At 67.2% G+C, this 13,438-nt stretch carries 9 protein-coding genes and 1 pseudogene; 5 read left to right on the top strand and 5 right to left on the bottom strand.

What is annotated here, in order from left to right:
- Positions 1 to 276: 276 nt before the first annotated feature.
- Entirely contained in the window at positions 277 to 840 is a 564-nt protein-coding gene (locus tag JWQ89_RS17635; RefSeq protein ID WP_299643087.1) for a methyltransferase, read from the top strand.
- Between the two features lie 83 nt (positions 841 to 923).
- Here JWQ89_RS17635 and JWQ89_RS17630 read toward each other — a convergent pair whose 3' ends face one another.
- Entirely contained in the window at positions 924 to 1,583 is a 660-nt protein-coding gene (locus JWQ89_RS17630; protein WP_299643086.1) for a response regulator transcription factor, read from the bottom strand.
- Positions 1,584 to 1,790: 207 nt separating this feature from the next.
- On the opposite strand from JWQ89_RS17630, the gene JWQ89_RS17625 reads away from it, so the two are divergent.
- Entirely contained in the window at positions 1,791 to 5,525 is a 3,735-nt protein-coding gene (locus JWQ89_RS17625) for a peptidoglycan-binding protein (RefSeq protein ID WP_299643084.1), read from the top strand.
- A gap of 94 nt (positions 5,526 to 5,619) precedes the next feature.
- On the opposite strand, the gene JWQ89_RS17620 is transcribed toward JWQ89_RS17625, so the two are convergent.
- Positions 5,620 to 6,507, bottom strand: coding sequence for a HEPN domain-containing protein (locus JWQ89_RS17620; protein ID WP_299643082.1), 888 nt, complete (start codon positions 6,505 to 6,507; stop codon positions 5,620 to 5,622).
- A gap of 538 nt (positions 6,508 to 7,045) precedes the next feature.
- Here JWQ89_RS17620 and JWQ89_RS17615 point away from each other — a divergent pair.
- Both JWQ89_RS17615 and JWQ89_RS17610 read left to right on the top strand, forming a co-directional pair.
- Positions 7,046 to 7,978 carry a sulfite exporter TauE/SafE family protein gene (locus tag JWQ89_RS17615; RefSeq protein ID WP_299643080.1) on the top strand — a complete coding sequence of 311 codons (933 nt, stop codon included), beginning with the start codon at positions 7,046 to 7,048 and terminating at the stop codon, positions 7,976 to 7,978.
- The gene (locus tag JWQ89_RS17610) at positions 7,975 to 8,745 is read left to right on the top strand and encodes a TIGR02186 family protein (RefSeq protein WP_299643078.1); all 771 of its coding nucleotides are present in this window, start codon (positions 7,975 to 7,977) and stop codon (positions 8,743 to 8,745) included. Before JWQ89_RS17615 ends, JWQ89_RS17610 begins: the two co-directional genes overlap by 4 nt.
- 83 nt (positions 8,746 to 8,828) lie before the next feature.
- Here the strand turns inward: JWQ89_RS17610 and JWQ89_RS17605 are convergent, their stop codons facing one another.
- The 3 genes from JWQ89_RS17605 to JWQ89_RS17595 form a co-directional block, all read right to left on the bottom strand.
- Positions 8,829 to 9,539, bottom strand: a complete 711-nt coding sequence (locus JWQ89_RS17605; protein WP_299643076.1) for a head GIN domain-containing protein — start codon at positions 9,537 to 9,539, stop codon at positions 8,829 to 8,831.
- A 223-nt stretch (positions 9,540 to 9,762) separates the two neighbouring features.
- A complete protein-coding gene (pdeM, locus tag JWQ89_RS17600) occupies positions 9,763 to 10,494 on the bottom strand; it encodes a ligase-associated DNA damage response endonuclease PdeM (protein WP_299643074.1) in 732 nt (243 codons plus the stop codon).
- Positions 10,491 to 12,998 (bottom strand): ligase-associated DNA damage response DEXH box helicase, encoded by a 2,508-nt coding sequence (locus tag JWQ89_RS17595; RefSeq protein WP_299643072.1) that lies wholly within the window; start codon positions 12,996 to 12,998, stop codon positions 10,491 to 10,493. Before JWQ89_RS17595 ends, pdeM begins: the two co-directional genes overlap by 4 nt.
- Positions 12,999 to 13,252: 254 nt before the next feature.
- On the opposite strand from JWQ89_RS17595, the pseudogene JWQ89_RS17590 reads away from it, so the two are divergent.
- A pseudogene (locus tag JWQ89_RS17590) lies at positions 13,253 to 13,438 on the top strand (hypothetical protein); the annotation flags it as partial.

Below are 13,438 nucleotides of genomic sequence, written 5' to 3'. Positions count from 1 at the left end.
CCAGACGGACATCCGGCGGTGTCGCCTCCGCCGCCAGAAGGCCGAGTTCCCATCAAACGGCGAGCTCACGAGACGGGCCGCGGCGCAATCGCCGACTAAATCAACGATATCCGCCACAAGCGGTCGTTGGGAACACCTGAGGTTAGGGGGTGCGAGCAACTATTGCTGAAGTACCAATCCTCGGCTGGCATATTCAGTTACCGCGCGGACTGATGTTGCCTTGAGTGTTACAGACCGGCTATCTCCATGATCGTCGTTGGGAGGCGATATTGGGGGATGCTGCACACATCAATAAGTGGCGTGGAGCTTCGGCTGGCAACGCTGCCGGGTCTCTTCTCACCGCGTGCACCAGATGCCGGGACCTTGGCGATGCTTTCACTCATCAGCTTCACGCCAGACGACAAGGTTCTCGATCTGGGTTGTGGCTATGGACTTGTGGGACTGTATGCAGCCAAGCTCTTGCCGCCACCACAGGTCTACCTTCTTGACAACGATCCATCTGCAATCGAGGTCACCCGAGCCAACAGTGTCCTGAACGGGGTGCCGGAGGTAAACACCATCCTCAGTGATGGATTCAGCGGGACGAGAGACACGGGCTTCACTAAGATAATCTCGAACCCGCCGTATCATGTCGATTTTTCGGTTCCCAAGCACTTCATCGAGAAGGGGTTCAACCGCCTGTCCCTAGGCGGTGCGATGTGGATGGTGACCAAGCGCCGTCCTTGGTACGACAACAAGTTGCGATCCATATTTGGCGGCGCGAAGGTTCATGGGATGGGCGACTACTATGTCTTCGAGGCCATCAAGCGCTCGACGCAATACGGCGGCCGCGCGGGATAACAAGGCCCCAGGGTAAGATTTGGCGCGGTGTTCGCTTCTGGGCGCGATGCAGATCGGGCTCCGCCGCTACCTGCCGTCGTGTCTCAAGCCCCGCTCAGCAGCTCGTCGAACTGCCCGTCCTCGATCTTCGATGCGGCGATCACCGCCTGGGTCCGGCTGTCGACGTCGAGCTTCTGCAGGATCGCCGAGACGTGGGCCTTCACCGTCGCTTCGGAGATCGAGAGTTCGTAAGCGATCTGCTTGTTCATCAGGCCGTCGCTGAGCATCATCAGCACCCGCACCTGCTGGGGGGTGAGCGTCGCGAGGCGGCGCATCAGGGCGGATTGGGAGTCCTCGGCGGGGAACTCCATGCCCTCGGGCACGTACACCTCGCCCGAGAGCACCGTCTCGATGGCGCGGCGGATATCGGCGGGGCCGACGGATTTGTGCAGGTACCCGGAGGCGCCGAGCTCGAAGGCGCGGCGGACGATGCCGCCATCCTCGACGGCGGTGACGATCATCACCGGCACCTCGGGATACTGGGCGCGCAGCAGCAGCAGGCCCGAAAAGCCCCGCACGCCGGGCATGTTGAGATCGAGCAGCACCAGGTCGCAATCGCGATCGGCCTCGAGCGCCGTGGTCAGGGCCGCGAGGTCGCCCGCTTCCTCCACCGCGATGGAGGGGTCGCCGCCGGCCAGCGTCTGGCGCAGCGCCGCGCGGAACAGCGGGTGGTCGTCGACGATGATGATGCGCCGCGTGGTCATGAAACTGTGGGCTCCCGGGCCGCCTACTAACAAGACAGGCGACCGTTTTGTATCCCACTTAAGGCGGTTGTGGGGGCTCTATCGCTTCGATTCGCAAAATGCGAGCCGAGCTTAACGTGATCTTTACCATGATTTCCGAAGAGTAACCGGATGCTCATCGCCCGCAGAGGGTGTGAGGCGTTCCGAACCAGGTGCTTGGATCGACTGATGGCCCGCGCGACTTCCACGTTCCAACCGCAAGACTACGGCCAGCCGGCCTCCGGCGAATGGCAGGAGCTGCGCGGCGAACTCGTGGCGCTGCTGGACCAGGTGGAAACCCAGGTGGCGCGCACGGTGCGCCCGGAGCCGGGCTACCAGGGTCTCGCCGAGCGGATGCGGGACCTGCGCCACCAGGTGACCGAAGCCGAGCCCGATACCCGCCATCGCGAGGCGCTGCGCTCGGTGCAGCGGGCGATCGAGAAGTTCTCCGATCGCGACCAGCCGATGCATCCGGCCAACCCGCGCGACACGCTCGAGGACGCCATCCAGCAGATCCGCTCACGGCATTTCGCGACGCCCCCCGCCCCGCAACCCCTGCCCCAGGCGCCGTTCGGCGCGCCGCGCTTCGACGAGCTAGCCGAGTCGGTGGGCGGGATTTCCGCGCGGCTCGAACGGCTCGAGGGTGAGCTGAGGCTGCAGGCCAAGGGCCAGACGGCCAATGTGCGCGAGATCGCCGACCAGATCGGCCAGCTCAGCCACGTGGTGGAACTGCTGGCCGGCGCGGTGGGCGAGACCGGGCAGGTGAAGCGCCTCGAGGGACACATCGCGGGACTGGCGAAGCTGATCGCCGAGGGCCCCAAGCTCGACATGGCGGCCCTCAACAAGCGCCTCGACGACGTGGCCCTGACGGTGGGCAAGCTCGCTGAGTTGCAGAAGCACTATGCCGACCGCTCGGACACCAGCGGCATGACGGCGCGGCTCGACGACGTGAGCGCGACGGTCGGCCGGCTGGCGGACCTGCAGGTGCAGTTCGCCAACCGCGTCGAGAGCCCGGGCGACGGGCTCAAGGACGCCATGAAGGCGATCGAGGACGGCGTCCGCAACATCTATGATCGCGTCGATGCGATCGAGAAGGCCATGGCGATGCCGCCGGCCGAGCTCGAAAGGATCACCCAGGAACTGGGCCGGGTGGCGCAGGCGATCAAATCGCCGCAGCAGCCGCAGGGGCTGATCGAGCTGATCGATGCGCTGAACGACCGCATCTCGGACATCGAGGGGCGGAGCGCCGAAGTGGGCGGGCTGAAGCTCGACATGGAAGCGCTGCGCACCATGGTGATGGCGGCGCTGGAGCCCAGGTTCGCCGCGCTCGAGCTGCAGCTCGAGGCGCTGAGCGACAAGGTGACCGACCGGCCGGCCGATCTGAGCGTCAGCCAGCTCGAGGCGCAGGTGCGCCAGCTGGTGGCGCGGATGGACCAGACCGGCGAGCAGCTGACCGGGCTCGCCAAGCTCTATACCGGCCCGGCCGAGCAGGAAGCGCCCGATTTCGACCAGCTCGCCGAGCTGGTCGCGGCCCGCACCTCCGACGCCATGAAACGCCTGGACGCGCCGGCGAGGGCAGGGCTCGACGAGGCCGGCTATGCCGAGATCGAGAAGCGCGTCAGCAAGGCAATGAAGGCGGCGGCGAAGGACAAGCCGGCCGAGGAAACCAAGGCGCTCGAGGCGACGATCCGCGAAGTCAACGAGCGGCTGAAGCGGCTCGAGACATCGCTGCAGCCAAAGGACGAGCCGGCAGAGGCGGAGACGAGCCTCCCGGCGATGCCGGTTGCGGCGGCAGAGCCCCCCACGGCCGCGCCGGCGAAGGCGGAAAGCAAGCCGGTGCAGGCGCCGGCGGAAGATCCGATGGCAACGCTGATCGAGGCGCTGACCTTCGTCGATGAGCCCCCGCCTCCCCCGCTGCCCGTTGATCTCAGCGACAGCATGCCGGCCGATCCGATCGTTGAGGCGCCGCTGGTCGACAAGCCGTTCGGCGATCCCAATCCGCTGCGCACGGCGCTCGAGGCCAAGAACGGGCCGCGCAAGCGGTCCGAGCCGGCGCCGCCGCTCGATGTGCCCGCGAGCCCGGCAAAGCCGATGTTCGATCCGAGCCTCGCCGAGCGGCCGCCGCAGCCCAAATCGACGCTCGACCTGCCGGAAGACGTGGTGTTCGTCGCGAGCCCGGTGCCCGAGGTGACCCCGGTCGCGCCGCCGGCCGACGAGCCGCCGATGCCGAGCCGCAACACCTTCATCGAGGCGCACCGCCGCGCCGCGCGCCAGGCGGCGCAAAGCAGGGCACAGGCCCCGGCCGCGGTCGACAACGGTTCGCTGATCGGCCGGGCATTCGCGCGCTTCCAGGCCGGGCGCCCCGAGACGGAGGCCGCGGCCGAAACGCCGCCAGCACCGGTAGCCGGGAAGCCGAAATCCGCCAAGGCTAGTGCCTCCAAGATGGCGAAGCCGGTGGCGAGCAAGCCGTCGCGGTTCGACCTGTTCAAGCCCAGGGGGCCGCGGCAGCTGGCGGGCGACAAGGATCCGCCGAGCCAGTGGAAGCCTGACGAAGCCGCGCCCCGCGTCCTGCCGGCAGCGCCCGAGCCGACCCTCGTGGCGCTCGGCGCCGAGGCGACCAGCCCGCCGGACGATGCTCCGGTGCGCGGCAGCTTCCTGTTGCGGCACAAGCAGCCGATTCTCCTCGCCGCGAGCGTCGTGGCGCTGGCCTGCCTCACCATCAACCTGATCAACCAGCGGATGAAGCCCGAGGAAGCGGCGGCACCCGCCGCGACGGCCGCACACGATGTCGGCGACGCATCGCTGGCGCCGGTGCCGCTGGCCGACCAGGGGTTCGAGGCAAATCCGAACGGCGTTTCACCGCGCGTCATCCCGATGCTCGACAAGCTGACAACGGCATCGATCGAACCGACGACGCCGCAGAAATTCGTGGCGTCGCCGGAAAGCCCGAAAATGCCGCAGGCATTCGAAGCGGCTTCCGGCCTTGCCAGCGACGCCGACGGCGCCGAGGTCGCGAGCCTCGGCACCACGGTCGAGCCGCTGGTCGATGCGATGGAGAGCCCGGTGAAGGTCGAGCGGCCGCCGGCCGAGATCGGCCCCGAGCCGCTGCTCGCCGCAGCCGGCAACGGCGATGCGCGGGCGCAGTTCGAGGTTGCGGCGATCTACACCGAAGGCCGCGCGGTGCCCGAGGACCTCAAGGCCGCCGCGATGTGGTACGAGCGGGCGGCGGGCCAGGGCTTTGCGCCGGCGCAATACCGGCTCGGCAACCTCTACGAGAACGGCCGCGGCGTGGAGAGGGACCTCGCCCAGGCGCGGCTCTGGTACCAGCAGGCGGCGGAAGCCGGCAACCGCATGGCGATGCACAATCTCGCCGCGCTCTATGCCGGCGGCGGGCTCGGCACGCAGCAGTTCGACGCCGCCGCCAAGTGGTTCGAGGAAGCGGCGAGCCGCGGCATGAAGGACAGCCAGTTCAACCTCGGCATGCTCTATGCCCGCGGCCTCGGCGTGAAGCAGGACCTCGCCGCCTCGTTCAAGTGGTTCTCGCTCGCCGCCAACAAGGGCGACAAGGACGCGCTGAAGGCGCGCGACGACATCGCGGCCTCGCTCGATGCGGCGACGGTGCAGAAGGTCATCGCCGAGGTGGCGGCGTTCAGGCCGCAGCAGATCGACTTCGTCGCCAATTTCGCGCCGATCGGCACATGGAGCCCCAGGTTCGACCCGGGCGCGCCGATCGACAACATCAAGGTGGTGATGGGCGTCCAGAAGGCCCTGACCCAGCTCGGCTTCGACATCGGCACCCCCGACGGCGTCGCTGGCCCCAAAACCGCCGAAGCGATCCGCAGCTTCGAGCGCGCGACCGGCATGAGCGAGAGCGGCACGATCAACCCGCGCCTGCTGGCCGTGCTGGGGAGCCAGCCGGTTTAGAACGGGGAGACCGCAGTCGCGACGTGCCGGCCGCACGTAGTGCGGGCGTGGGCGCCTCCGATTGGCCCAGAGCGCTGGTAAGGCGTCTCAGGGCCTAGCTCACGCCAAAGAGGCGCTCGTCAAGCTGCTGCCGAGTAGGTACGAAGCCTTGTTCGATCATGCGCATGATCACTCGCCTTAGCAGTTCGAACGTCGCCACTAGGTCCTCCTGACCATGCTTGGGCTTGCCATGAGCAGCGGCGGACCGTTTGTCATATAGTGCAGCGATACGCTTTTGTTGATCGAGTCGCTCCTCGCCCGGCTCATACAGGTATGCGGCTAGAAGCGCGGATACGCGAAAACGAAGTTCAGACGTGGACGGGGAGAACAGTGCCTCCAGTGCACCCCACAAGGAAATCAGCGTGAGAGCATGGTCGCGAGTGTATTGGCCGGCATCGAGCGCATAGGCCGCCGTCGTAAGCTCTGTGCTCTCTCTCATCAGTCGCTCGGCCGTTTCGAAGTGATCGGCTTCCCAAACTAAGCTCTGCCTACATTCCTCGGGGTCGTTACTTACCAGAGTGAAGTCCCGACGGCGCATACCGAAAGGAATGATCATCGCAGCCTGGTCTGGCAATGACTCCATTTCCGAAAACGCCGTGGAGGACATAGCAACCATCGTCACCTCAGGCGTCGTCCAGATACGAATGAGGAATGCGACCAGCCATGCAAGCTCCATCCGCTTACCTGGGTCAGAGGCAGCACCCTGTGGAACGAACAGCTGGGCAGTGATGTCAGTACCCGTGCCCCCGTAGGCGCTCTTCCATGGTCCGGGATGGGGTTTCCCGGCCTCAGCCGGCTTGAACGCCATGATCAGCGGCTCCATCAGATGAGCGTAGGTGGGTTCCAGGCGTATGCCGCGGGGGAAGACCGCCGGCTCCGTCACCCGGATGCCAGCCAAACCCACGTACATGTCGCCAAACAAGGTGGGCTGGTCAATTGCCATTGGCGCAGTTCCTCTGTCTCAAACTGATAGAGACGAACATCACTACAATAAATAGTTCGGCTGAGTGATCGCTTCGTAAAGCTATGACATCGGGACGTCCGACGGCGCGGCGGGCCGAAAACGGCTGGGGCGATCATGAGCTTCGAGCACGCGGCCGGGATTCGCGAAAGCGGGACGTTCAACCCGCGCCTGCTGGCGGTGCTGGGGAGTCAGCCGGCTTAGGGGCTAGAGGTTAGGGGCCGGTGAGCGCTGACCCCCACCCCTGTCCCCTCCCCGCAAGGGGGAGGGAGACCAAAACTCTGGCGCCAGCGTGAGGGTCTCCCTCCTCTCTGCGGGGAGGGGATTGGGGTGGGGGGCACCGCCACCGGCGTCCAGTCGGAGCTACTGGCCAGACCCGACAATTCCCGACCCGTCCGGTAGGCTAACCTCGCCTTTGCTTTTTTCTGCTAGGGCTTGGTGGCATTGCGAAAAACCGTCGCATTTCCGTCGCTGGCAGGCGATAGAGCCCGGGAATGCCTAGCGCTATTGGACGCCGCCTGTGCAGATCTATCTGCCGATAGCAGAGCTTTCGATGAACCTGTTCTTCCTCGTGGGGATCGGGGGCGCGGTCGGGTTCCTTTCCGGGCTGTTCGGGGTGGGCGGCGGGTTCCTGCTGACGCCGCTGCTGATCTTTTCGGGCGTTCCGGCGTCGGTGGCGGTGGCATCGGTGACCGGCCAGGTCGTCGCCGCATCGACCTCGGGGGCGCTCAGCTACTATCGGCGCGGGCTGATCGACCTGCACATGGCGCTGTATCTGGTGCTGTCGGGCGTGCTCGGGGCGTTCGGGGGCGTCGCGACGTTCCAGGTGCTGCGGGCGGCGGGACAGCTCGACCTCGTCATCTCGCTGGGCTTCCTCATCCTTCTCGGCTTCGTCGGCACGCTGATGCTGATCGAGGCGGCGCGGGCCATCATCAAGCGGCGCGCCGGGATCGTGGTGCGCGAGAAGCTTCCCAACCAGCACAACTGGTTCCATGGCCTGCCCTGGCGGGTGCGGTTCAAGAAATCGCGGCTCTACATCTCGGTGATCCCGGTGCTGGCGCTGGGCGTCGCCATAGGCTTTGTCGGCTCGCTGCTGGGCATCGGCGGCGGCTTCATCCTCGTGCCGGCGCTGGTCTATATCCTGCGCATGCCTGGCAGCATGGTGATCGGCACCTCGCTGCTGCAGGTGGTGGCGATGATGGCGGTGACGACGGTGCTGCATGCCGTTTCCAGCCAGAGCGTCGATATCCTCCTCGCCTTCTGCCTGATGGTGGGCGGGACGGTGGGGGCGCAGTTCGGGGCTTCCGCGGGCAAGTACCTGCGCGGCGAGCAGCTGCGCGCGCTTCTCGCCATCCTCGTCCTCGCGGTCGCCATCCGCTTCGGGCTGAGCCTCATCATTGCGCCCTCCGATGCCTATTCGACCGGGGTGATCGGGGTCGGGGGCGTGATATGAGCGGCCCCCTCAAGGCCGGGCTGCTGGCGCTGCTGCTCGCGGGTTTCGCCTCGCCCGCCGGGGCGGAGCGGCTGGTGAGCCAGGTGAGCCAGGAGGAGGTGTCGATCACCTCGAGCTTTGCCGGGGCGACGCTGACGCTGTTCGGGGCGATCGAACCGGAGGCCGGGGCCGAGCAGAAATTCGTCGAGGGGCCGTACCATATCATCATCACGGTGACGGGCCCGCTGCAGAACCGGGTGGCGCGGCGGAAGACCAACGAGTTCGGCATCTGGCTGAACACCGCGCAGGTCGAGTTCGTGGAGTTCCCCTCGTTCTACCAGGTGCTGAGCGACGCCCGCCTCAGCGACATCACCAACCCGATCACGCTGGCCGAGCAGCGGATACCGCTGGCCAAGCAACCCCAGGCCGCCCCCGGTGTGAGCTGGTGGGACGCCGATGCCTTCGGCCCGCAACTGGTGCGGCTGATGGAAGAGAAGGGGCTGTTCAAGCTCAACGAGAACGGCGTGGTGTTCCGCTCGGACACGTTCTACTTCGCGCAGGTGGCGCTGCCGTCCGACGCGCCGCCGGGGCCGTACCTGGCGCACACCTACCTGTTCAAGAACGGCAACATCATCGCCGAGAAATCCGACGGGTTCTCCGTGCGGACGATCGGCTTCGAGCGCTTCCTCGGCCTCGCGGCCCACCAGCAGCCGCTGCTCTACGGGCTGGTCTGCGTGGTGCTGGCGCTGTTCACCGGGTGGCTCGGCGGCGTGGTGTTCCGGCGGTAGGGCGCTGAAAATTACAGCCCCCGCCGGTGTCATCCCAGCGAAGGCTGGGATCCATGGGCAACACCCGGTTCTTCACCCAAAGCTTACGGCTCGAACCTGATCTCCCCGCCGCTGCTCGAGTCGTGGTCGATGTCGGCCGGGTTGCCGTGGACGGTGACGTCCGAGCCGGAGGAGGCATCGATCCTGACCATCGTCGTCGCATGGATGTCGAGGTCGGAACCGCTCGAAGCGGTGGCGTCCATGGTCGTGCAGAGGAGATCCTCGGCGTCGAGGTCGGAGCCGGACGAGGCGCTGGCCTTGCCGTCCTGGCAAGAGCCGGCAGCGACGAGGTCGGCGCCGCTCGAGGCGCTGAGCTCGATCGACTTGCCGGCGACGGCGGTGAGCCTCAGGTCGGCGCCGCTCGAGGCATTGAAGGTGAGGCTGTCGCCGGTGACGCCGGCGGCATCGACATCGGCGCCGGCACTGGCCTCGACCCTGCTCAGGGCCGGAGCGGCGATGGTCAGCTTGACCTGGTCGCGCTCGCCGAAACTGAACATGAAGAGGATGTTCCAGTCGTAATAGGCCTTGAGGGTGCCGCCCTCGACCTTGAGCTGCAGGTCATCGAGCAGGCGCATATCGGTGGCCTCGGCCGTGACCGACTGCAGGCCGCCGACGGTGACCACGGCATCGATGCCCGACGAGATGTCGATGGCGGTGAAGGCCGGCAATTCGATGGTTCGCGTTTCGGCATGAGCCGGCGCGGCGAGCAGCAACAGGACCGCGGCACTGGCGGCAGTCTTCACATACCCATGCATGTCGAGCTTCCCTTCCCGTGAGGTTGAGACGTGGGTGGTGTGTTACATGCCGAACAAGGTGGGAGCGGGGAATTTTTTGGACGGTGCCGACTGAAGCAGAGAGCCCCCTCCCGGTCTCCCCTTAAAGGGGGAGGTGAAGAGTCGAGTATCTGGCACGATCGAGCCCCAACCACCGGCCGGCACCCTCCCCTTCATGGGGAGGGCTGGGGAGGGGCCGTCTGCCTCAGTATACCTCGTACCCGCTCACCAGCCGCCTCGGGCTCACCGGGTATACCCTCCCCCGCCCGATCATCGCCACTTCCAGGCTCGGCCAGTGCAGCAGGCCGACGAAGGCGGGGCTGAGGATGTTGACGCTGCCGGTGGCGGCGCCATAGGCCGGGAGCACCATCACGCGGCCATCGTGGACGAAGCACGGGCGGCGGACGGAGCGGCCGTTGATCGAAACATGCGCCGCCGGATGGAGGTGGCCGGCGATGAGCCCGGCGCCACGCGTCGGCTGATGCGTCAGCGTCAGGCCGGCGCGCTCGAGGCCGGCAACGCAGCTGCCGCCCAGCCCGTGCGGGGCGGGATCATGGTTGCCGGAAATCCACGTCCAGCGCGCCTTGCCCATCAGCGCCGCGAGACGCAGGCGGTCGGCATCGAGCAGGGTGGTGCTGCCCTCGTCGCGGTGGAAGCTGTCGCCGAGCGCGATGATCTCGGTGGCGCCGGTGCGGGCGATGTCGGCCTCGAGGCGGCGGAGGGTGAGGCCGGTGTCATAGGGCGGCAGCAGGTTGCCGCGCTTGGCGTACGAACTCAGCTTTTCGAGGTGCAGATCGGCGACCAGCAGCGTCCGCTCCGCGGCCCACCAGAGGGCGCCGGAGGGAAGCGGCTCGAAGCTGTGGCCGGCGAAGTGCAGCTGCACGGGATCGCCTTCATCGTCGATGGGGGCGGTGCGCGCCGCCCAGGCTGAAGTCAATTCGCCCGCCTTCTCTCTTCCGGGCTCACGCCCATGGCCTCTGCAATCAGTTCGTCGGCGGCGTCGGCCATGGCGCTTTCGCGGGCCTCGCCCATCACCGGGACCTTTCCGATATCGAGCAATACCGGTACCGCCAAAGGCGAGATTCGGTCGAGCGGCTTGTGGATGATGTGGCGCTTGATGCGGGCAAGCATGTGGCCGAGCCGCTCGATATCCAGGAGGCCGCGGGCGGCGTCGCGGCGCGTCGCCTGGATCAGGATGTGGTCGGGCTCGTGCTGGTAGAGCACGTCGTAGATGATGTCGGAGGAAACCGTGATCTGCCGGCCGGTCTTCTCCTTGGTCCCCGGGTGACGCCGCTCGATCAGCCCGGAGATGATGGCGCAGTTGCGGAAGGTGCGGCGCATCAGCTGGCTCTCGTCCAGCCAGGCCTCGAGATCGTCGCCCAGCATGTCCTCGTCGAACAGGTCGTCGAGCGACAGCCGGCCGGTGCGGATCAGCGCCGAATAGTCCCCGAGCCCCCACACGGCGAGTGAGTAGTCCGAGGCAATGAAGCCTAGCGGGCGGGCACGGGCACGCTCGAGCCGCCGGGTCAGCAGCATGCCCAGCGTCTGGTGCGCCAGCCGCCCCTCGAAGGGGTAGCAGACGAGATAGTTCTGCGCCCCGCGCGGAAACGTCTCGACCAGCAGGCTGTCGGGCGGCGGCAGGATCGAGGCCTCGTGCTGGAGGCGGAGCCAGTCGCTCACCTGGTCCGGCAGCAGGTGCCACTCATCCGGGTGCGCGAGGAGCTTCCGCACGCCATCGGCGAGGAAGGTCGAGAGCGGGAACTTGCCGCCCATGTAGGAGGGAATCTTTGCGTCCTTGCCCTGCGAGCGCGACACATAGGCCTCGTTCTCGAACATGCCCTCGAAGGCCACGACCTCCGAGCCGAAGAGGAAGGTGTCGCCCCGGGTGAGCGTGGTGAAGAAGTACTCCTCCATCTCGCCCAGCACCCGGCCGAAGCGGCCGATCGGGCCGGTGGTGGCGCCCTTGGTGAACCCCCTGCCCCGCACCAGCCGCACCTTCACCATCGCCTCCTCGACGATGGTGCCGACGTTCAGCCGATATTGCTGGGCGATGCCCGGATGGGCGATGCGGAACCTGCCGTCGGGGGTCTGCTTCAGCTTGGCATAGCGCTCGTAGGCGCGCAGCGCATAGCCGCCGGTGGCGACGAAATCGACGACCCGCTCGAACTGCTCCCAGCTGAGCTCGCGATAGGGCCAGGCGCGGCGGATTTCCGCATGCAGCGCCACCGGATCGAACGGCGCGGCACAGGCGGTGCCCAGCACATGCTGGGCCAGCACATCGAGCCCGCCCGACACCGGGTCCTCGCTGTCCTGCGCGCCGCGCTCCACCGCCTCGAGGGCGGCTTCGCACTCGAGCACCTCGAAGCGGTTGGACGGCACGAACAGCGCCTTTGACGGCTCATCGAGCCGGTGATTGGCCCGCCCGATGCGCTGCAGCATGCGCGAGGCGCCCTTCGGCGCGCCGACCTGCACCACGAGGTCGACATCGCCCCAGTCGATGCCGAGGTCGAGCGTCGACGTACACACCACCGCCCGCAGCCGCCCCTCCGACATCGCCGCCTCGACCTTCCGCCGCTGCTCGACGGCGAGCGAGCCGTGATGCATGGCGATGGGCAGATCATCCTCGTTGGCCTGCCACAGCTCCTGGAACAGCATCTCGGCCTGCGAGCGCGTGTTGACGAAGAGCAGCGTCGTCCGGTGTTCCTTGATGGTCCGGTAAAGGTCGGGGATGGCGTAGAGCGAGGAGTGCCCGGCCCACGGGATCACCTCCCCTGACTTGAGGATTTCGATGTGCGGCTTGGCCCCGCCCTGCCCCATCAGCAGCCGCGCGTCGGCATCGGGCACCGGCGCCGCGATCCAGTCGCGCAGCAGGTCGGGCCGGGCGACCGTCGCGCTCAGCGCCGTGATGCGCACCTTGGGGGCGAGCGTCCCCAGCCGGGCGATGCCGAGCGACAGCAGTTCGCCACGCTTGTTGGTGACCAGCGAATGCAGCTCATCGAGCACGATGCGCCGGAGCGAACCGAACAGCTTGTCGGAATCGCCATGGCTCAGCAGCAGCGCCAGCTGCTCGGGCGTGGTGAGGAGGATCTGCGGCGGATCGTAGCGCTGGCGCTGGCGCCGGTGCGCCGGCGTGTCGCCGGTGCGGGCCTCGACCTTGATGGGGAGGCCCATCTCGGTGATCGGCGTCATCAGGTTGCGCTGCACGTCGACGGCGAGGGCCTTCAGCGGCGAGAGGTAGAGCGTGTGGAGCCCGGGCCCCGGGTTTTCGATCAGGTCGTTGATGGTCGGGAGGAACCCGGCCAACGTCTTGCCGGCGCCAGTCGGAGCGATCAGCAGCGCGGAATCGCCGGCCTCGGTGGCGGCAAGGACATCGAGCTGGTGCTGCCGGGGCGACCAGCCTTTCGACGCGAACCACTCGGTGATCTGGGGGTGAAGGGGCAATGGGTGTTCCCGGTTTGTGCGCAGTATGGGGTGCGGGGCGGGATGCGGCAAGGGTTGAGGGGCCGGTGCGTGTGGACCCCCACCCCTGTCCCCTCCCCCTACTGGGGAGGGAGACGCTCACACCAGCGCCAGTGTTTCGGTCTCCCTCCCCATGTTTAGGGGGAGGGGACAGGGGTGGGGGTCCACAGCCTCGATGTTCAACGTTCCCGCCGCCCACGGAATCCAGTACTGAAGGCCCCACCGGAGGAGCTTCCATGAACGACAACGAACAGCAGGTGCTGCAGCTTGGGCCCGAGGCGGCATTGTCGCTCTTGGCCGAGCGCGCGCAAAAAATGCTGGCCACCTATGAGGGGCGCATCGCCATCGGGCTCGCCGGCGGGCCGGGGGTCGGTAAATCCACCCTCGCGACCAGGCTGGTGGAGGCCCTCAACGCCGCGACG

The organism is Devosia sp., from assembly GCF_028290645.1.
Classification (GTDB): Bacteria; Pseudomonadota; Alphaproteobacteria; order Rhizobiales; family Devosiaceae; genus Devosia_A.
Note: the sequence above shows the minus strand (reverse complement) of the source record. Positions and strands in the feature narration are given on the sequence as shown.

What these genes read in the sequence shown, in the direction of transcription:
- JWQ89_RS17625 (WP_299643084.1), top strand. Translation starts at nt 1,791, where the DNA reads ATGGCCCGCGCGACTTCCACGTTCCAACCGCAAGACTACGGCCAGCCG.
- JWQ89_RS17610 (WP_299643078.1), top strand. Translation starts at nt 7,975, where the DNA reads ATGAGCGGCCCCCTCAAGGCCGGGCTGCTGGCGCTGCTGCTCGCGGGT.
- JWQ89_RS17630 (WP_299643086.1), bottom strand. Translation starts at nt 1,583, where the DNA reads ATGACCACGCGGCGCATCATCATCGTCGACGACCACCCGCTGTTCCGC.
- JWQ89_RS17635 (WP_299643087.1), top strand. Translation starts at nt 277, where the DNA reads ATGCTGCACACATCAATAAGTGGCGTGGAGCTTCGGCTGGCAACGCTG.
- JWQ89_RS17620 (WP_299643082.1), bottom strand. Translation starts at nt 6,507, where the DNA reads ATGGCAATTGACCAGCCCACCTTGTTTGGCGACATGTACGTGGGTTTG.
- JWQ89_RS17605 (WP_299643076.1), bottom strand. Translation starts at nt 9,539, where the DNA reads ATGCATGGGTATGTGAAGACTGCCGCCAGTGCCGCGGTCCTGTTGCTG.